This is a genomic window from Sphingobacterium sp. UDSM-2020 (assembly GCF_016132525.1).
Classification (GTDB): Bacteria; Bacteroidota; Bacteroidia; order Sphingobacteriales; family Sphingobacteriaceae; genus Sphingobacterium; species Sphingobacterium anhuiense.
Genome location: NZ_CP066166.1, coordinates 3,521,994 through 3,541,433, shown reverse-complemented (window position 1 = coordinate 3,541,433; position 19,440 = coordinate 3,521,994). Strand labels below are relative to the sequence as shown.

The window sequence follows — 19,440 nt, the reverse complement described above, 5'->3', positions numbered from 1 at the left end:
TGGTGGAAAAACTAAGGATTACCATCAAGTATTCTAAAGTATCTGTCGGGCCTTGACGAGCATTCACATCCTGATATATAATATAGGAATAGCAAAAAAACATATAAATTCCAAAGAACATACCAAAAAATAGCCCCCCTACTGTGAGCGGTAGGTTATCATTTTTAAATTCATTATCCTTATAATAACTGTTGAAGATTACAAAAAATAATTTATCCATACTTTATTCCTATATAACTAATAACGAGCTTCTGTTGCCTTGATAAGAATTATAACTTCTCTATTTAAGTTATCTGCGCCAAATTTAATTTACTTCGATTTACAATCCTAAAAATTATTCTACAATAACATTAATCCCAGCCATATTGGCTTTGTATTTAATCTTTTCAATCAAACCATAATAGCTCCAGTTTCGTAATAGAAATTCATCCTCTTTAGCAAACTCTTCTTTGGTCGTCTGATTGACTAATAATAATGTTCCTGCTTCAGATTTCACACATATATCAATCAGCCTTCGACTATAAAGATGGAGACGACTATCTACATACTGCTTCTCCTTTTCGTTATACTGCTCCAAACTTTTCATCTTTTTCTTACGACCATGACCACCCCTATTGAATGCTGAAGCTTTTTGCAATCGTTGCCTAGCAGCCTGAATAGCCATCCGACGATATAAAAACTCTTCTTTGTTTCCTATTTGATAACTGTCCTTGTCAATAGATACTGTAATTGGATGCTCTACGGACAAGGATGCTTCAGCAATGATATGATCTTTCAGTTCGTGTTGCTTTTTCGGTAATTCTAGAGCTAACAACAGAAATATCTTCCCTTTCACAATCTGGATAGAACTAGTACAAATTTTGATCTGTCCGACCAATGCTCTCTGTAGTAACACCCTTTTGTCTGATCGATCTTTACCTAAATACGTGCGGAAAGGGATTTTGAAAAGCTGCAATTTAAAATCCCACCCTTTCTCATCATTACTAAGTTTCACCTGATTTCCACCGAAGGGAATTGGCATATCTTTTTTATAGTTCCGCAATGATTTTTCACCTTTCCAATAAGCCACCCGATCAGTACTAAAAGCTCTGTTCAACGTCATATTCATTGCCGAGAGAATATTCGATGGTAATTTACCTTTAAAATATAGAGCCAATATTCGATAGGTAGTATTCATCTTAGACGATGTGAATATACCTTCTGGGTCTTTATCAAAATCCGCAAGCTTCACCTTGACCTCATCGCGTAAATAAATAAAATCTTTTATCTGCTCTTGGATGTATTGGTGCGTCATCACCATATTTGATCCACGGTATACAATGTCTTGCCATTCGAATAATTTTTTATAATATTCAGCCCGTTGCTCTTTATCATCACAGTCCAAATAAATCTGAACTTTTCGGGTTAAAATTAGAGTATCTTTTTCCATAGCGATATATTTTATTAAGCTGTTTTCTTTGCAGTTTTTATCTTAGCATGAGCCTGCACGAACAGTTGTTTGACCAGGGATGGGTTCAATTTTAGGGCTTCCGAAATTTGCTCAAAAGAAAATTGAAGTTCATAGCGCATATGAAAGATTTCGGGCTGTTGATCATTGAATTCACCTTGCAACACAATTTTAGATGGTTTATTTAGGAGTTCCATTTGCTGCGAACTATTGAATACAGAACGTAGTGTATCAATCGTTTTTTCAACCTGCAAGCTGACTTCATAGTCAGATATGCCTCCCAAATAATAGGCAATGCGTTCATAGTTAAAGCTATATTTTAAACAAAGTTTGATGAATAGCTGCTGTTGATTGTTAAGGCTTGGCAGTAGTTTGTTGAGCTTATCCAATCGCTCTTGCTTTTCTTCCTCAAGTTTCTCCATATAGATCAAATCCATTTCTTCCTCTTCTTCCATTTCATAACCCATTAGAAACTCTTGATAGTTTTCAATGCCATCGAGTCGTAACAGGTTTCTGTGAAATCTATCTCGCGTAGTGTTGTAGAATGCATGAATAGCCGATTTAACCTGAGCCTTTAAAAAGGTTAAAGTATCGTCTATATCCTTAACCTGTTTTCGGTACAGCCATAGTCGCAATAAAGCTTCCTGTGCTATACTTTCTGCCGCACAATCATCTTTTGTTGCCCGAAATGTACTTGCAAAAAGATATCCGTAAAAGCGATTGTAGAAAAAATTTAAGCCTCTTTCATCTCCATTTTGGAGAAAGGAGATGTATTTCTCAGCTTGCTGTATTTGTAAAGTTTTATTCATAATCAACGTTTTAGTGAAGGCATACGAGAATGCCAATTAATTGGTTCTTCACCTCAACAGATCTCAGCTGGTCTGGCGGATTTTATTGGAAACTGAGATCATGTTTGAGGTATATTAAAACGACTTAGAACGTTCATATCATATTGGAATTGATCGGAATATGCAAGTTTTAACGAGAGAATGCCCATCTATTGTGTATGCTTCTATTTAAGCTTAAAGCGTGAGAAACTAATTGTGTAAGCTCGTTTATTTTCAGTGCAAATAAAGTGACCTGAGGGTGACTAGCATTGTGTATCTAAATTTCGGGATTACAGCAGCCCATTGTGTAATGAAATTATGTCAACAGCAAGACCCATCCATGCATAACTAATGCATTCTACGCTGGCTAGTTGTAATAAATAAGTATTTAGAGAGTGACCTATAGTCCTCACCCTACGGCGCCACAAGAAGCCTCAAGAATTATTTATTTATCAGGATATATCAGAATGAGAAGTATTCTATACGCTATATTTGACCTTTAACTCTTCGAAAACTAGATTAGCAGGCTGGCAATCATCGAGCGACACGTCATTCTGAGACAAAAGGAACTGCTCTTGTTCATCAGTTAGTTTGAAATTGGTCTCTTTCGACTCGTATGTAGCCCCGATAAGTTCGAGTACTTCGAGGAAAAAAGAAGTCTTGTCTTCTGGAACAGATACTTTAAATGTAGTCATACTCAAATTTAGCAATAAATATTATAAGTACCTAATTGGCAATAGTTTGAAGAGCTTATATCAGGTTATATTGTGTTAGATTTACTATGGTCAGTAAACTTAGAATTAAAAAATGTTTTTTGTTCATAAATTGTAAATACCCTTCAATTCATAGTCAGTAGCTACCAATGCTATTTTCTGTATTCAGTGAGTGGCAACGGCCCTCACCCTACGGCGTCACAAGAAGCCTCAAAATGTATGTTAGTATTAGGAAATAAATTTACATTTTCAATTCACTTAAATTCGATATTTGCTGTTTCCAATTTCTTTTATCCTTCCCAAAACAATTGGTATATAAACCATTACCAATAGGGAAGCTCGCCCATTGCATATAACAAGTATTCAGTGAGTGAAATTTATCCTCACTCTACGGCGCTACAAGTAGCCTCAAAATTTATGCTAGTAGCACACAAAATATTACATTTTGAATTTATTAAATCCTACTTTCTACCTTTTTTAAATGTCTTTCATGATTACACACAAAAAATAAGTTAGACTACTCATTATCAATAGGGAAGCCTTCCCATTGCATATCAAAAGTATTTAATGAGTGACATTTGTCCTCACCCAACGGCGTCACAAGCAGCCTCATTTATTTTTATGGTGAGCTAGAAATTAACCTTCTAACCCTTTAAATTCTAACTATTTTCAAACGCTCTTTTAAATTGTAGTCAGTAGCAACTCATCTTTTAAGATTACAAATGATGAGCCTGTTGTATATACCTTTCAAATTATGGTCAGCAACAACGCACTTGAAAACATTGCATATAAAGACGGCGTTGTATATACCTTTCAAATTATGGTCAGCAACAACAGTGACAAAAGATTACCTTGCAAGTACTGAGTCGTACAGACCTTTCCAACCTGTGGTTGGTAACACCAATCCTATTATCAATATTCAGTGAGTGGCAAATACCCTCACTCTACGGATGTAAACCTCAATCATTTTATGCTACAGTTAGTTTGTAAATCGCATCATTAACAAACATAGTTCTGACGCCTTAGTTGTATATAGATTTTCTAAAATCAGGTTGACAACTACAGTAAAGTTGCTTATATATTCCACTACCTAAGATAGAACAACCTATTTTAATGCCTCGAGTTACTCCTAGGATTGAGTATACTTCAAGTTCGTAAACAAGCCAATCCTAAAACATATTTAATTACATAAATCCTAATCACTTTTGTTTTGCATATGCTTTATTTTTCCACAGAGACTAAGTTGTGTAAATTTATATCAATAGGAAAACCTTCCCATTGTGTATAAATACTATTCAGTGAGCGGTAAAAACCCTCACCCTACGGCGCTACAAGTAGCCTCAATATATTATATGGTGAACTAGAAACTAACCTTCTAACCCCTTAACTTTATAACTATTTTCAAACGCTCTTTTAAATTGTAGTCAGTAATAAAAAGAAAATCTAAAGTATGAAATCTACTGGGGTTGTATATACCTTTTCCAACTTGTAATCAGAAACAAAACATACTATCTTCAGTATTCAGTGAGTGGCAAAACCCTCACCCTACGGCGTCACAAGAAGCCTCAATTATTTTATGTGGTGAACTAGAAATTAACCTTCTAACCCTTTAAATTCTAACTATTTTCAAACGCTTTTTTTAAATTTCGGTTAGTAACAACAAAATCAGAGTGTTATATATCGGCATCACGGTTATAAATACCTTTCAATTTGTAGTCAGTAAAAACAACTGCACTTTACAACAGTTATTAGATCTTGTTGTATATATCTTTCAAATTGTAGACAGTAACAACCTTTTCACATAACATGCGAACAGCCTTAGTGTTATATATACCTTTCAAATTATGGTCAATAACAAAACTGTTATTTTCGGTATTCAGTGAGTGGTAAAAACCCTCACTTTACGGCGTCACAAGAAGCCTCAATTATTTTATATGGTGAGCTAGAAACTTTCCTTCCAACTCCCTAACTTCCTCACCTTCAAATTCATCACGTAGTGAGTCCTATCCCACTAACTATTCCAATCAATAGCAATATGTCAAAGAACTAAGAAGTTTATTCTTGGTTTATAATTCCTCTTGCAGAGGAACACATTACATTTTGTCTTTACCAACAAACTTTCGTAATTTTAAATCAAATTTATACTTTGTCAACCATAATCATTCCATGGTATCCTACCGATTTACCGGTATAGTACCGATCCACAAAATCATAGCATATGAACACTATTTTTGAAGAAAAAAAAGAAACCATGCACATCGGTCACAATATAAAACGGATAAGAGAAATTCAAGGAATTAAACAAGAGGCCCTTGGGCAATTATGCAGAAGCAAATACTCTCAACAACGTATTTCTGATTTTGAAAATATGGTTGCTTTTGACGAACCTCTTTTAAAAGAATTGGCAGATGCACTTGGGGTAACACCAGATTTCGTCAAATCGTTTAAAGACGAAAATGTAATATATAATATCCAGAATAACACGAATACATTTAATGATCATGCAATAGATCAAAGTCATAGTCAGCATACCCAACCAACATTCAATTCTGATGGTTCCGACAAATTATTGGCACTACTGGAAAAATTCATTGAGGAAGACCGTATCAAAACACAATCTATTGCAGCATTAAGTAAAGCGGTTTTAGATCTGGCCAGTGAAGTGAAAAAATTGAAAGAGGATAGAAATAGTTAATTGATCAAATATTCAACATCTCATCATATATTTTATGAGCAATCTCAGCTTATGCAAGACCTTTGAATAAGCTGAGACGCCGAAAACTTATAGAAGTACAAAATTCAAGCACTCTATCAAGGATAATGTTGTTAACTCTTTATCTATCTTAAACATACCTGCACACCAAAATTGACCAGATGATTTTTAGTACTGACACGTACTAATCAACAATATTTAACAAGGCCTTAGCATGCGCTAGTGCTGCAGAGGTAGGTTTTATTCCACTCAACATCTGAGCGATTTCTTTGATACGCTCTTCTTGATTTAAAAGCACAATATTAGATTTTGTTTTATCACCTTCATCAATTTTATAGACTTTAAAATGAGATCTACCTTTTGATGCGATCTGAGGTAAATGAGAAATCGCAATAACTTGCATATCTCCGGCTAAGCGTTCCATAATCTCCCCAACTTTCAATGCTACTTCACCAGAAATACCGGTATCAATTTCATCAAAAATAATCGTCGGTAATGCTGAACTCTTTGCAATCAAAGATTTAATCGCAAGCATAACACGCGATAACTCTCCACCTGAAGCAACCTTATGAATTGTCTGTAATTCCTGTCCTTTATTTGCCGAAAATAAAAATTGGATACTGTTCATTCCATTTTCTTTCAGTTCATTTTCCGCTAAATCCTCCAGCCTGACTTCCAGTTTGGCATTTGGCATGCCTACTTCCGCTAAGATTGAAACGACATGCTTTTCAATTTGAGGTAAAGCTTTTTTCCGCAATTCAGTTAATGCTTTTCCTTTTTCTAAAGCCTGCTGATAAGTCTCGGTCAGCTCTTTCTCTAAGGCAATAATTCGCTCATCCTGACTATTAACATCCAGTAGTTTTTGTTCTAAAGCATCTTTGATTGCTATTAAGTCTTCAACTGTATCGACATGATGCTTCTTTTGAAGGTTATAAATCAAACTCAAACGTTCATTGATCAACAATAATTTGTCCTGATCCAAATTTGTTCCCTGCTCCAGATAACCAATTTCTGTAGCAATATCCTTGGCCTCTATCCAGACACTCCGAAGTCGATTGACCAGATCGGGCAAAGCTGTAAGATAAGAAGCTACAGACTCTAACTGACCTAAAGATTCTTTCACCTGTAAGATTACGTTCTGCTCCTGCTCCTCTAAGATATGTACGGCACCAAGTAAACCTCTTTTTATCTCTTCTGCATTCTCAAGTTGTTGCTGCTCGGCCTCCAAATTTACCTGCTCATCTGCAGTTAGCGATGCTTGATGAAGCTCATCAAACTGAAATTGATTAAAATCTGCTTCAATATGAGCTTGCTTGGCTTGTTCCTTTATCTTTCTTAATTCGTTTTTAACTTTTTTATACCTTAAAAATGAGGTTAGGTAACCCGCTTTTAAAGCAGTGGACTTTGCTACATTATCCACGACCAAAAACTGAAATTCTTCCGTATTGATCTGCAAGGTGGCATGCTGTGAATGAATATCAATCAACTTTTCACCTAAACTTTTAAGGATAGCTAAGGTAACTGGTGAATCGTTCACAAAAGCACGCGACTTACCATCTACACTAATTTCACGACGAATAATGGTTTCATTTTCATAATCCAGATCATGTTCCTGAAAAAAACCTTTCAGATCGTATGCTTCAATTTGAAAAAAACCTTCAATGCTGCATTTCTTATTTTGATTAAAAAAATATTTTCCTTCTACCCTACTTCCTAAAATAAGGGATAGCGCACCCATGATAATTGACTTACCCGCACCAGTTTCACCTGTGATGATATTCAATCCTTTATCAAATTGAATTGATAATTCGTCAATCAATGCGTAATTCTTAATATCTAATCTCGCTAGCATATTTTTTTATGTGTCTATTTTTTGACTTAATTTATATGAGATTAATCTTGAACGCTATCAAATTTAAACGAATATATCGCTCTCTCCGTTACCATCAAGAATTATTTAATATCGGAAAGATAATAAATATTATCTTTTTATAAGCTAACTGAAAACGAGCTAACTATAAAAATTTCCAGCACTAAGATAAAACAATAAATGATAATTTACTAATATAAATAGCTAAAAATCTATTTATATTAGTATAAATAAGCGGTATGTGGAAGAAAAACAAACCTATATAACCATCTAGCTGTACAAAAATATATGTAAGGGAGACAAGATAAATAAGCGAATGTATACGAAGTGCGCGCGTTAATTTGTATTAGCACAAAAGGGAAAAGAACACTTCGGCAAGTATCATAAGTAAAAGCATTTGAATAAAAAAAGACAGGCACGATAAATTTTCGTATACCTGTCTTTCAGATCTCTGCCTAGCGGGAGCAGAAACATATCGTTATTTAAAAATCACAGTTGGCGCAATTCCTGTCCAGGATTTTGGAATATTCTTCAAGCCAAATAGCTTAGCGAGTACCAAAGAGGTATTTTTATTACTATTAAAAAACTGATCAGTAAGCCCTAGATTTTTAATTTTTGGACCGGTAATCGCCCATGGAATCTGCATTTCATTCATAGTCACGCCACCATGACCTTTTTTTATACCGCCATGATCTGTAATAAACAAAAAGTAGGTATCATCGTAAAGCTTTTGTTCTTTAAGCTTATTAATGAAATTACCGATTTCTACATCCACCTCTTCAATTGCTGTAATATACTGCGGCGACATCCATCCATATTCATGTCCTGCATGGTCTGTATGCACACTATACAAAAAGACTAAAGTAGGATCATTTTTATTTTTCTCTATAAATTTCAATGCTTTTGCATAATTATCTTTATACCTGTCGCCTTCCTCAAAGGAGACTTCATCCAAATATTTTTTGTTAATTGGATTGATTAATTCGGCCCAGTTGTAGTAAAATGATGTTTTTGCATTGTTTTTTTTATCTTTCAATACCTTGAAGATAGACGGACTATATCCCTGCTCATCTGTTTCTATGGCTTTTAATGTATGGTTTTCCATTGTCCAGTTGTTGGCTGTTATACCGTGTTCTTCCGGTCCCTGTCCCGTTAAATGACTTGTCCAATTGGGCAATGTGATCGATGGCATTACGGGCCTATTTGTCAACGTAATCAGTCCTTTTTCAAATAACCGATCAATATTAGGGTGTTTAGAACCGTTGAACCCTTCAGTACTAAAACCATCAAGGCCAATTATAACTACCCTTTGTGCGTTTACATTAACGTAAACCAGTATAAACAATGCTACTATTAATACTCTTATTTTCATGGTATTATATATTATATTTTTTTACAGAATTTCACTCACTGCATCACCAGAACAATTCGGTCCCATTACATTGGTAAAACTAAAGTTAGAAAATATCTTTTGTTTAGCAAACATAAACTTTGTTTATTAAAACTAAAATTACAATTTTCTAAACCACCGTTTACCTACTGATAAGCAGCCTTTTATTAAATACCTACTCTTTCTTTTAAAACAAAATTCATCTATAGCATATTGTATCCATACTAGCAGTTCCCAATCTATTATTCCAGATACAGCGGGCAACATTATTCCTGCGCCAAATTATTTTTATGAAATAAAACTAATTACCGCATCTTTATATAAATTACTAAATGAACAAGATGGAGATAACAAAGATTTCATTAACAATTGGTAGCATCATCATCAGTGGCAGTTTATTTGCACAGAGCCCCAAAATTATTAAGACGGATTTAAAAGAGGTTATGCTGTATACCAATGCGGCTGAACTGAATCATCATGCTACCGTAAACCTGCCCACAGGAACTAGTGAACTTGTATTTACACATGTTGCAAATGGCATCGATGAAAACAGTATTCAGATCGGAAGCTCTCCTAACGTAACGGTGATGTCCGTACGGTCAGCTGTCAATTATATTGGTGCTGATGTCAAAAGTGATGCATTTGTACAAGCAGAGAATTTATACAAAAAGGAGGCTAACGCTTTAAAAGCTTTTGAAAATCAAAAGGCTACGGAAGAAAGTATCTTAAAACTACTGGAAAACAATCAAAAAATAGCTGGAACAAATGGTAGTACCACTGTTGCTGAACTTGCTAAAATGGCCGATTATTATAAGACTAAATACCTGGAGGTAAAAAGTAATATTACCATATTAGAAGATAAAATCGTTAGCCAGCAAGATGTCGTTAACAGAGCAAAAGTCCAGCTAGAAGAGGTACAGGGACAAACAACAGGTTCAGGGGGACAACTGATTGTTCAGGTTATCAATAACCAAGCTGGAAATCAACCTTTCGACATTACGTACACATCTTCACAGGCATCCTGGAATGCATCATATGATCTACGATCCGCTAGTACTACTGCACCGTTGGAAATTATTTACAAAGCGAATGTCACGCAAGAAACCGGGATCGACTGGAAACAGGTTCATCTGACCTTGTCAACAGGTGCTCCGTCTCAATACGGAATAGCGCCAACGCTAGTTCCTTGGCAACTGTATTATAATCAGCCCACGCTTCCTCAAGCTTTGCAAAATAAGGCTTCAGGCCTTGTGCTTGATGAGGTCGTTACCATAAGTGACAAAAAAAATATCCGCATTCGGGGAACAAATGGTATCAATGCTTATACGCAGCAAAACGAAAATCAGCTGAATACGACATTTGATATTACTATCCCATACGATATTGCATCCAACGGCAAGCCACATAGTGTATCGTTAAAAGAATACAAGCATCCGGCAAATTACAATTATGTAGCGATACCTCGCTTAGATCCTAGCGTTTATCTCATGGCGGAATTAACAGATTACGAAAAACTAAATCTGATGCCCGGAATTGCAAATGTCATGTTTGAAAATATGCTGGTTGGCAAGACCTTTATTGATCCAAATATGTCTACCGATACGCTCAAAATGAGCATGGGGAGAGACAAGATGATCAGCATTAAGCGTGACAAGGTGAATGATCTATCTCAAACCAAAATATTGGGCGGAAGCAAAAAACAAAGCTTGGTGTATGAGATCACCATAAAAAATAATAAGAAGAGCAGTGTAACCATCAACCTGCAGGACCAGATACCAATTTCGACAGACAAATCGATGGAAATCACAGTCGATGACCATGACGGTGCCGAATTAACAAAAGAGACCGGTATACTGAAATGGAATGTCACAGTACCTGCTGGCGCTAGTAAAAAGATCCGATTTGGCTATAGTTTAAAATATCCAAAAGATAAACAGGTAAACATTTATTAAAGTATTCTTTTTTTAAAGCCGCACTAGTGATAGTGCGGCTTTTATTTTTTAATTTCTTTTTGCATAAGTGCTATAATAATAAAAAAAGTTATGTTTGTGTTATGCAGGATTATAGTGCTACATTGAAAAGATTTATGCCCGAAGAGGCTGCTCCCATTATCTCCAGATGGATCAATGATACGGGCTGTTTATTCAAAATATCTAAAACCCGAAGTACAAAACTTGGTGATTATCGTGCACCTTTTCGTACGGCTGGCCATCGCATTTCGGTGAATCATGATCTCAACCCCTATTCCTTCTTGATCACCACCATTCATGAGTTTGCACATCTGCAGACTTGGCAACAGCATAAACATGCTGTGAAGCCGCATGGTAGTGAATGGAAGTCTAATTTTCAAAATTTAATGAATCCATTTTTAGGGCTTCAGATTTTTCCTGCTGAAATTGCCACGGCTGTAGCGCAATATTTAGCAAATCCGGCAGCATCCAGTTGTACTGATCTTCATCTTTTTCGTACCCTTAAAAAATTTGACAAACATGCCGATCAGGTATTAACTGTTGAAATGTTACCTGAAAAAAGTCATTTCAAATTACAGAATGGCCGGGTATTTCAAAAGCAGGAAAAAGTGAGAAAGCGCTACAAATGCGTAGAATTGAGCAGTAACAAAATTTATCTTTTCCATCCTATTGCGGAGATTTATCCTATTGAAACAACACATCAACATGAAAAAACAATTTAAATACATAGCGTTAGGTATAGCATGCATGGGTATGCCGCATCTTGTATTAGCGCAAACGAAGCAAAATACCCTCGATCAAAAAGCTCTCAGCAGCATCACTGAAAAAAGCTATAAGAGCACCATCCTCAAACTTTCATCGGATGAATTTATGGGTAGGAAACCCTTTACAAAGGGGGATACTTTGGCGACCAACTATATCGCGGCTCAATTTAAAGCACTAGGACTAAAACCAGGTAATGGCAACAGTTACTTTCAGGAAGTTCCGATGGTAGAGATTACCTCCACTCCCAATGTAAGCCTATCTTTAAAATCTTCGCGAGACGAGCTCACACTAAATAATCTTACAGATTATGTGGTAACAAGCCGTCGTCTACAGGATCATGTGGAACTGAAAAATACAGAGCTCGTTTTTGTAGGGTTTGGTATCGTTGCTCCGGAATATCAGTGGAATGATTATCAAGATCTTGATGTAAAGGGAAAGACTGTCGTTGTCATGGTCAATGATCCCGGACATTATGATAAGTCTTTATTTAAAGGCGATACAATGACGTATTATGGAAGATGGACATACAAATATGAAGAAGCAGCACGTCAAGGTGCCGCAGGCGTTATGATAATCCATCAGACAAAGGCAGCTAGTTACGGTTGGAATGTGATCCGTACAGGCTGGGGAAATGCGCCACAGATGGACTTAGATAATGTGAGCGACCCTCATAAATATGCACAAGTGGAAGGATGGTTATCGACAGAAAGTACATCCAAGCTTTTTAAACTAGCAGGTTATGATGACTCACTAATGGAAAAAGCGAAGAAAAAAGGCTTCAAAGCAGTTCCTTTGGGAATAACAACAAATTTTGAGGTCAGCAATAAAATAAAAAGATCAAAGTCAAATAATGTCATCGCCAGACTCGAAGGTAAAAGCCGTAAAGATGAAAATATTATCTACACCGCACATTGGGATCATCTCGGCATTGGCGAAGCAGTCAATGGAGACTCAATCTATAATGGTGCCATTGATAATGCTGCTGGGGTAGCGGCACTATTTGAGATTGCGAAAGCTTTTAAAGCCGCTAAAAAAGCTCCCGAACGTTCCATTGTATTTCTTGCAGTGACTTCGGAAGAAGACGGATTACTGGGATCGGATTATTATGTTAGAAATCCGATTTACCCTTTAAATAAAACAGTTGCTAATATCAATATGGATGCCTTCAGTGCTGCGGGTGCTACCAAAGATGTATCTATTGTTGGAAAAGGGCAATCGGATATGGATGACTATGCCGAACGTTCTGCTCTCAAATTTGACCGCTATACGAAATCAGAAGGCAATCCTGGATCCGGAGGCTTCTATCGTTCTGATCATTTCAATTTTGCGAAGGTTGGTGTTCCTGCATTTTATGCTGGTAGTGGAAACGATTATCTGGAAAAGGATCAGTCCATTACTGAAAAACGAAAAAAAGCATTAGAAGGCCGTTATCATGCTGTCAACGATGAAGTGATTCCGGAGTGGAATTTTGACGGTATGTTAGCCGATATTCGACTATTTTTTGATATTGGTTACACCTTAAGTCAAGAAGCGACTTTCCCGAAATGGAAAGAAAAATCTGAATTTAAAGAAATAGGCGAAAAGCGTTAGTTATTTTATACTTTTGTATTCAAAGAATTAATTAAAGAAGAAATTATGTTACACTTACACTCGACATTAGCAATTATCTTATTGTTAGCTCTGATTGTTTCAATCATCATTACCTTTGTAAACTTCTCAGGTAACAAACCGTATAATAGAAAAATTGCGCTGTTAGGTTTTATCGCCTCTCACTTGCAATTATTAATTGGATTGATTTTATTCTTCGTATTAAAATACCCATCCATGATCTCAGGTTCTATTATGAAAGACCCTACGATGCGTTTTAAAATTATCGAGCATCCGCTTACGATGATTATCGCGATTGTGTTAATTTCTATTGGTTATATAAAAGCTAAAAAATTGACTGATGCCAAACAAGCTAACAAAACTGTTTTGATTTTTTACATTCTTGGATTAATCTTAATCTTAGCACGTATTCCTTGGGGAACTTGGTCATTATTTGCATAATTAATTGCTATTCGTACGATAAAAAAATACGCTGTTTCTCTTACGGGAAACAGCGTATTTTTTTTTCGACATTTTATCTTGGCGCGGGTAAGTAAATATTTAAAACTTTTAACCCTATGCTTTGTTATATCTTAACCTCCAAAAGGGGGTTACCTGTCATCTAGATGGAACCGTACCAAGGCAATTCGAAGAAAAACAGCGTAAAAAAAAACGTCAATTCGAAAGAATTGACGTTTACTATATTTTTATAAAGACTTATTTATTTTTTCCGAATCCTAAAATTCCAAAAACTGTTCTAAAAGCGATAAGAGATGCTACTACAAGGCTAATGTTAGCTATTGCTGAAAACATCGATACATGTTGATCAAAGTTTGTGCAAACATCTGGTACAAATCTAATGAATACTCCTATAAGACCCAAAACGATAGCTATTGTTAAAGTCTTGTAATAATGAGTTTGATTTGCGTTATTATCAGTCTTTTTTGGTTCTCTATGTTGTACTGTTTCTGCCATTTCGATTTAATTTTTTTACAAGACAAAGGTACAAATTATTCATTGTTTCGGAAATAAAATAACAAAAACATTTATTGAATTATTAAGGCTATCTATTTTATAAAGAGATAGAAAATGTCTAAAATTGCAACGCAAACAATTTTTAATGAAACATCATGAACTAAATCAGTTCAAATCTTGAAGAATACTGGATTTATGATTGCTTCATTATTGATAAAAAACAAATTTAATAATGAAACCATCATGATCTTACAGATAGCTAAGTGCAGATCATGATCGCTTCATATCCGTTAAAAAACAAATTATATAATGAAAAAATTATTGTTTCTCCTGCTGTTAATTCCATTTTTAGGGCATGCACAAATGCAAAAAATAGAGAATTTTATAGTAAAAGAAAATTTATCAGGCAATGGGAAACTTGCCATTATAGCTGTAGATTCGGCAGAGAAGACAAATGAACGTATCAACGGTACGTATAAGTTTAGCATTAATGGGTTTACCCAGGACTTACAGTTCCACGATGGAATTGGGGTTCCAAATGATAAAATTGAATCCTCAACATTTGTATTCTTCAAACATAAGAATCAAGACAGATCAAAAGGTCGACTATTTTATATCTATAAATCTGACAAAGGATTGTCAGCTTTTGCGATCAGCGGACTTATGTTTCTCATTATCCCGGCAGTGATCTTACTTATTGCTTATGCATTTAAGAAACTATTATTAACGGCAATTGTACTGGCTGTATGTTTCTTTTTCTTCAATCACTCGCAGGGCCTAAATATCTCGTCTATTATAGAGTCTATTTTTGCAAGTTTAAAAAACTTAATTTTCTAAAAAGGTAATCCAATACCAAAGTTATACTGAATAAAATTATAACGGTCAGGCCTATGTGTCTGGTAATACTGATCCTTAAATTCTTTGGAATCGAAAAAATGTTTTAAAACCCATTGATCGCTTCCTGAGAATTGCGGATCTTTAACTTTAAGTCCTGCATCCAATCGGATAATAAAATAGTCGGAATCAAAACGAAGTCCAAAACCCGTTCCTATTGCAATCTGATTTAAAAATTTATTAAACTTAAACTCTCCGCCTGGATTTAATTCGTTCTCTTTTAATCGCCAAACATTTCCAAAGTCTACAAAGGTAGCACCATTCATCTTAGCTCCTAAAACACTATTTAATATACGGAAACGATATTCAGCATTTCCTTCAATTTTGATTTCCCCCAATTGATCTAAGTTCCGAAGGTTCAACCGTAAATCTTCATTTACACTTTCGCGATTATAATTTCCGGGACCCAATGTCCGAGCTTGCCAGGCACGCATGCCATTCATTCCGCCACCGTAAAAGCTTTTTTCGAAAATCATGAGCGTCGAATTGTTTCCATAAGGAATAGCAATACCTGGATTGATCCTAAAAACAAATTGTCTATTGCCCCCTAGATTACGATAAAGACGATAGTCTAATTCCGTTTTGGCATACTGCAAATAAGGTACTCCAAGAACCTTTTTTTCGCCATCCGCCGTCCGGTCAAACTTAACTACCCGGCTTACAAGATCTAAAATATTACCACTTAAATCTACTGAGCCTTTGAAATAATTAAAATTTTCCTTCTTGGTCAGCTTCTTGGCGTTATAAGTGAATGCGTACTGGGATCCCAGACCAAAATACTCGCGGTTATTACTTCGTACATATAATAAGTACCCCTGATCTATCAGGTTCTGAGCAAAATTATCGTTTAAACGTCCTTGTCTATATTCTAATACAATTGGCGTAAAGCTGTGGAATTTGTTTGCAGATTCGTGCCAGGAGTAATTTAATGTATTGATAAAATAACGGTTTGAATAGGTGGCATCCTGATTGAAGATTTGTAAGCTCGTCGAAAAAGTTGTTTTGGCTAAACCATACTGTGCGGTATTGCTAACAGGAAAAGGTGTCATCATACGTGGGACAATCAGATTTACACCGATCTGAATATCATTATTAAAGATTTTGTTAGAAATGCTACCACTAAGTCTAGGGTCAAACAAAATACCATAACGTAATTTTACTTCCAATAGTTCGGCTCCGCCAAAGATATTACGATGTGAAAATGTATTTCCGATATTAAAACCGCTCATCCCTGAACTCAGTGTAAATTCACCTTCAATCTGATTTCCCATCAACGGGCGAGGTACCATCTCATAGAAAGCATCCAATTTATTTGAATCTGTCTTTTGATAATGAATTTTAACACTCCGAAATCCATTCATTTCGTACAAACGATCGTAAGAAAGATTTTCTTTCGTCAGATTGTAAGGATTCCCAGATTTGATATACATATATCTGGTCAATGGTTTCAGACGAAAATTATTTGTTTCGTCTGTGAAATGGATCTTATTGATGCTGTCAAATGTCTGTTTAATTTCTTTCTTTGCTGTTCCAAAATTTCGAATAGTAACAAAGATATTATCGATGGTATATGCCTGATGTTTTGTTGAATCGCTTGGATTTTCAACCTGCACTTCTAAATTTAACTGATTTTTCTTTGACATCGAATCTACAGCAACACGCATGTATTGACGGATATAATCAAAATAGCCATGATCACGCATAGCCATATACAATTTTTCTCTTTCTGTGATCAGGTTTACCGCATCATATTGATCTCCTTCTTTGATAACTGTAGCTGGTTTTACTTCTTTTTTATAAAGGTCGGCAACTATAGGATCTGCAAAGTTGTACGTAATTTTGCTCATGTAGTAGGGATCGCCCTGAGTAACATTAAAATGAATGGTCGCTCTTTTCTTCTTAACTGCTATTTCAGGTGTTACGCTGGCACCAAAATAACCTTTTGTAAATAAAAATCTTTTTATCTGTGTCGCAGATAAATCAACTAAACCAGAATCTAATAAATGGGGGGCTTCACCGACATTTCTGATATTACGTTTCTTATATTTTCCATCTTTTGTATTAAAAAGATTATAGATAAATAAGTTAACCCGCGAATTGACCTTAATCTCATTCGAGATGTAGAGTGAGGTTGTTTCTTTGAGCTCAGGTTTCACACCATGGATATCCACATGATCTACCAAAGCTTGGTCCTCATTTAAGAAACGTGCTGTACGGCAAGATGTGAAAATTAGCAACAAAAGCGTTATACTTGTAAAAGCTAAAAGGCGTTGATTATTTATCATTAAAAAATGTTGTCAAAAGCACAAATTACTCTAATATCATCACTTCAAAATAAAAAGTTTCGCAAACAACATGGTCTTTTTATTGTCGAAGGAATAAAATCTGTTATCGAATTTCTATCTTCCTCTTATCAAGTTGACAGCTTATTTTATACAGAAGATGTACTCGCAAAAGTGGGTAAAATATCGGGAAAAATAAAATCTTATGTGCTGACTGAAAACGAATTTCAAAAAATCAGCAGCTTAAAATCTCCGCAGGGTATACTAGCTCTGGTACATATACCGAAACAGGAGGCTTTAGCCATAAAAGATTTCAAAGGACAGCACACCTTACTATTGGATGACATCCAGGATCCTGGAAATCTCGGCACCATTATCCGCACAGCTGAATGGTTTGGTTTTCAACGGATCCTTTGTTCGATCGGTACTGTCGATGCTTATAACCCTAAAGTCGTCCAGGCTACAATGGGTTCTCTTTCACGTATCGAGATCCATTACCTCGATTTAAAGGCTTTTATTCAAGACGCTAAATTACCTGTTTTTGGTGCTTTACTCAACGGCGATAGTATTTACGAAACCGACTGGAGAGATGAAGGTCTCCTTGTTCTTGGAAATGAGGGAAATGGAATTTCGGATGAGCTCATCGAATTGGTCGACAAACCTGTCACGATTCCGAGGATCGGTAAGGCAGAATCTTTAAATGTCGCTGTAGCAACCACGATCTTTTGTTCGGAAATAGCGCGAACAAAAAAATTATAAGACATCGCCTTCTCTTCAAAAAGAAGGCGATTCATTTTTTACACAAACAAGAGTCCGTTTACCATGACTGAAAATAAATCCATATATACATTACAATTTGCCCTTCTCTGTCTGAGTTCGTTACTTTTCTCTGCAAGTTTCAATATGATTATTCCAGAACTTCCGAACTACCTGAGTCAAATGGGAGGTGCTGAACATAAAGGTCTCATCATAGCTCTATTTACTTTAACAGCTGGTATCTCACGTCCTTTCAGTGGTAAATTGACCGATCGATGGGGACGCGTACCGGTTATGGCCATCGGATCTATTGTTTGTTTTTTATGTGGTTTTCTGTATCCGATACTCACCACAGTCTCCGGTTTTCTTCTTTTGAGATTGATTCATGGTTTTTCGACAGGTTTCAAACCTACTGCTACTTCAGCTTATGTTGCTGATATTATTCCGCGCGAACGCTGGGGTGAGGCTTTGGGGATGCATGGTCTCTGTTTTGCAATTGGTGGTGCAGTAGGTCCCGCTATCGGTAGTGCAATTTTCCAATACTTTGGTATCAATATCATGTTCTATAGCTCATCTCTTTTTGCACTTCTTTCTATTGTTATTGTCATGAATATGAAGGAAACACTTGCAAAAAAAGAAAAGCTCAATTTATCCATGTTCAAAATCTCGCGTACCGACATCATTGATATCGGTGTATTACCAGCGGGAATTGTAACGTTTCTATCTTACTCCGCATTCGGAGCCATATTGACATTAATCCCCGATTGGAGTGATCACCTCAACCTGAGCAACAAAGGGATATTCTTTGCTGCATATACGATTGCATCAATTTTGATCCGCTTCATATCTGGAAAAGCATCGGATAAATATGGACGTACCAAAGTAATTATGATCGGTTTACTCATTGTTGGTATTTCTTTGTTCCTCATCGGACAGGGAGATTCCTTTAACAAGCTGATGTTAGGTGCAAGTATATACGGTATCGGTACAGGAATCTTATCTCCTGCGATCAATGCCTGGACTATAGACCTTGGTAAGCATAATCAACGTGGACGTGCGGTAGCGACGATGTACATATCGATGGAGGCAGGTATTGGTTTAGGTGCCTTATTTGCAGGGATGTACTATCAGGATATTATCACCCGGATACCGCAAGTGATGTATTTTAACGCTTTGTTTTTAGGTATCGCTTTACTGTATATGTTTTTTTGGCAAGGATTTAGCTATAGAAAGAAAAAAGCTTAATTGTAT

The 19,440-nt window shown here is 35.9% G+C and carries 15 protein-coding genes; 8 read left to right on the top strand and 7 right to left on the bottom strand.

The genetic code is table 11. From position 1 onward, the window contains the following. Positions 1 to 334: 334 nt before the first annotated feature. From JAZ75_RS14850 to JAZ75_RS14840, 3 genes are all read right to left on the bottom strand, one after another. Positions 335 to 1,429 (bottom strand): hypothetical protein, encoded by a 1,095-nt coding sequence (locus JAZ75_RS14850; RefSeq protein WP_208696350.1) that lies wholly within the window; start codon positions 1,427 to 1,429, stop codon positions 335 to 337. A gap of 14 nt (positions 1,430 to 1,443) precedes the next feature. Beyond that, the gene (locus tag JAZ75_RS14845; RefSeq protein WP_208696348.1) at positions 1,444 to 2,256 is read right to left on the bottom strand and encodes an RNA polymerase sigma factor; all 813 of its coding nucleotides are present in this window, start codon (positions 2,254 to 2,256) and stop codon (positions 1,444 to 1,446) included. Between the two features lie 497 nt (positions 2,257 to 2,753). Continuing rightward, positions 2,754 to 2,975 (bottom strand): hypothetical protein, encoded by a 222-nt coding sequence (locus tag JAZ75_RS14840; RefSeq protein ID WP_183915658.1) that lies wholly within the window; start codon positions 2,973 to 2,975, stop codon positions 2,754 to 2,756. A 2,230-nt stretch (positions 2,976 to 5,205) separates the two neighbouring features. Between JAZ75_RS14840 and JAZ75_RS14835 the strand changes: the two genes are divergently transcribed. Beyond that, positions 5,206 to 5,682: a helix-turn-helix domain-containing protein gene (locus JAZ75_RS14835; protein ID WP_021187772.1), complete on the top strand. Its 477-nt coding sequence runs from the start codon at positions 5,206 to 5,208 to the stop codon at positions 5,680 to 5,682. 202 nt (positions 5,683 to 5,884) lie between these two features. Here JAZ75_RS14835 and recN read toward each other — a convergent pair whose 3' ends face one another. Next, positions 5,885 to 7,552, bottom strand: a complete 1,668-nt coding sequence (gene recN, locus JAZ75_RS14830; RefSeq protein ID WP_132845923.1) for a DNA repair protein RecN — start codon at positions 7,550 to 7,552, stop codon at positions 5,885 to 5,887. Between the two features lie 496 nt (positions 7,553 to 8,048). Next, positions 8,049 to 8,942 (bottom strand): alkaline phosphatase family protein, encoded by an 894-nt coding sequence (locus JAZ75_RS14825; RefSeq protein ID WP_208696346.1) that lies wholly within the window; start codon positions 8,940 to 8,942, stop codon positions 8,049 to 8,051. 359 nt (positions 8,943 to 9,301) lie between these two features. Here JAZ75_RS14825 and JAZ75_RS14820 point away from each other — a divergent pair, with 359 nt between their 5' ends. From JAZ75_RS14820 to JAZ75_RS14805, 4 genes are all read left to right on the top strand, one after another. Next, complete coding sequence (locus JAZ75_RS14820) at positions 9,302 to 10,912, top strand: DUF4139 domain-containing protein (protein WP_208696344.1); 1,611 nt, start codon at positions 9,302 to 9,304, stop codon at positions 10,910 to 10,912. A 101-nt stretch (positions 10,913 to 11,013) separates the two neighbouring features. Beyond that, positions 11,014 to 11,652 (top strand): SprT-like domain-containing protein, encoded by a 639-nt coding sequence (locus JAZ75_RS14815; protein ID WP_021187770.1) that lies wholly within the window; start codon positions 11,014 to 11,016, stop codon positions 11,650 to 11,652. Then, positions 11,636 to 13,285 (top strand): M28 family metallopeptidase, encoded by a 1,650-nt coding sequence (locus JAZ75_RS14810; RefSeq protein WP_208696342.1) that lies wholly within the window; start codon positions 11,636 to 11,638, stop codon positions 13,283 to 13,285. The genes JAZ75_RS14815 and JAZ75_RS14810 overlap by 17 nt, the downstream gene beginning before the upstream one ends. A gap of 45 nt (positions 13,286 to 13,330) precedes the next feature. Beyond that, complete coding sequence (locus JAZ75_RS14805; protein WP_021187768.1) at positions 13,331 to 13,744, top strand: hypothetical protein; 414 nt, start codon at positions 13,331 to 13,333, stop codon at positions 13,742 to 13,744. A 255-nt stretch (positions 13,745 to 13,999) separates the two neighbouring features. Here JAZ75_RS14805 and JAZ75_RS14800 read toward each other — a convergent pair whose 3' ends face one another. Then, positions 14,000 to 14,257, bottom strand: coding sequence for a hypothetical protein (locus JAZ75_RS14800; protein ID WP_021187767.1), 258 nt, complete (start codon positions 14,255 to 14,257; stop codon positions 14,000 to 14,002). 309 nt (positions 14,258 to 14,566) lie between these two features. Here JAZ75_RS14800 and JAZ75_RS14795 point away from each other — a divergent pair, with 309 nt between their 5' ends. Continuing rightward, complete coding sequence (locus JAZ75_RS14795) at positions 14,567 to 15,094, top strand: hypothetical protein (protein WP_132772284.1); 528 nt, start codon at positions 14,567 to 14,569, stop codon at positions 15,092 to 15,094. Here the strand turns inward: JAZ75_RS14795 and JAZ75_RS14790 are convergent. Next, positions 15,091 to 17,436, bottom strand: coding sequence for a BamA/TamA family outer membrane protein (locus JAZ75_RS14790; RefSeq protein WP_208696340.1), 2,346 nt, complete (start codon positions 17,434 to 17,436; stop codon positions 15,091 to 15,093). The two genes, JAZ75_RS14795 and JAZ75_RS14790, sit on opposite strands and share 4 nt — an antisense overlap. 6 nt (positions 17,437 to 17,442) lie before the next feature. Here JAZ75_RS14790 and JAZ75_RS14785 point away from each other — a divergent pair, with 6 nt between their 5' ends. Together JAZ75_RS14785 and JAZ75_RS14780 are read left to right on the top strand one after the other, a co-directional pair. Next, positions 17,443 to 18,192, top strand: coding sequence for a TrmH family RNA methyltransferase (locus tag JAZ75_RS14785; protein WP_208696338.1), 750 nt, complete (start codon positions 17,443 to 17,445; stop codon positions 18,190 to 18,192). 63 nt (positions 18,193 to 18,255) lie between these two features. After that, positions 18,256 to 19,434 (top strand): MFS transporter, encoded by a 1,179-nt coding sequence (locus tag JAZ75_RS14780; protein ID WP_183915673.1) that lies wholly within the window; start codon positions 18,256 to 18,258, stop codon positions 19,432 to 19,434. Positions 19,435 to 19,440: the final 6 nt, after the last annotated feature.

Bases quoted from the DNA above. Each gene is read 5' to 3' on its own strand.
- JAZ75_RS14850 (WP_208696350.1), bottom strand. From the start codon at position 1,429: ATGGAAAAAGATACTCTAATTTTAACCCGAAAAGTTCAGATTTATTTG.
- JAZ75_RS14845 (WP_208696348.1), bottom strand. From the start codon at position 2,256: ATGAATAAAACTTTACAAATACAGCAAGCTGAGAAATACATCTCCTTT.
- JAZ75_RS14835 (WP_021187772.1), top strand. From the start codon at position 5,206: ATGAACACTATTTTTGAAGAAAAAAAAGAAACCATGCACATCGGTCAC.
- recN (WP_132845923.1), bottom strand. From the start codon at position 7,552: ATGCTAGCGAGATTAGATATTAAGAATTACGCATTGATTGACGAATTA.
- JAZ75_RS14825 (WP_208696346.1), bottom strand. From the start codon at position 8,942: ATGAAAATAAGAGTATTAATAGTAGCATTGTTTATACTGGTTTACGTT.
- JAZ75_RS14820 (WP_208696344.1), top strand. From the start codon at position 9,302: ATGGAGATAACAAAGATTTCATTAACAATTGGTAGCATCATCATCAGT.
- JAZ75_RS14815 (WP_021187770.1), top strand. From the start codon at position 11,014: ATGCAGGATTATAGTGCTACATTGAAAAGATTTATGCCCGAAGAGGCT.
- JAZ75_RS14810 (WP_208696342.1), top strand. From the start codon at position 11,636: ATGAAAAAACAATTTAAATACATAGCGTTAGGTATAGCATGCATGGGT.
- JAZ75_RS14805 (WP_021187768.1), top strand. From the start codon at position 13,331: ATGTTACACTTACACTCGACATTAGCAATTATCTTATTGTTAGCTCTG.
- JAZ75_RS14800 (WP_021187767.1), bottom strand. From the start codon at position 14,257: ATGGCAGAAACAGTACAACATAGAGAACCAAAAAAGACTGATAATAAC.
- JAZ75_RS14795 (WP_132772284.1), top strand. From the start codon at position 14,567: ATGAAAAAATTATTGTTTCTCCTGCTGTTAATTCCATTTTTAGGGCAT.
- JAZ75_RS14790 (WP_208696340.1), bottom strand. From the start codon at position 17,436: ATGATAAATAATCAACGCCTTTTAGCTTTTACAAGTATAACGCTTTTG.
- JAZ75_RS14785 (WP_208696338.1), top strand. From the start codon at position 17,443: ATGTTGTCAAAAGCACAAATTACTCTAATATCATCACTTCAAAATAAA.
- JAZ75_RS14780 (WP_183915673.1), top strand. From the start codon at position 18,256: ATGACTGAAAATAAATCCATATATACATTACAATTTGCCCTTCTCTGT.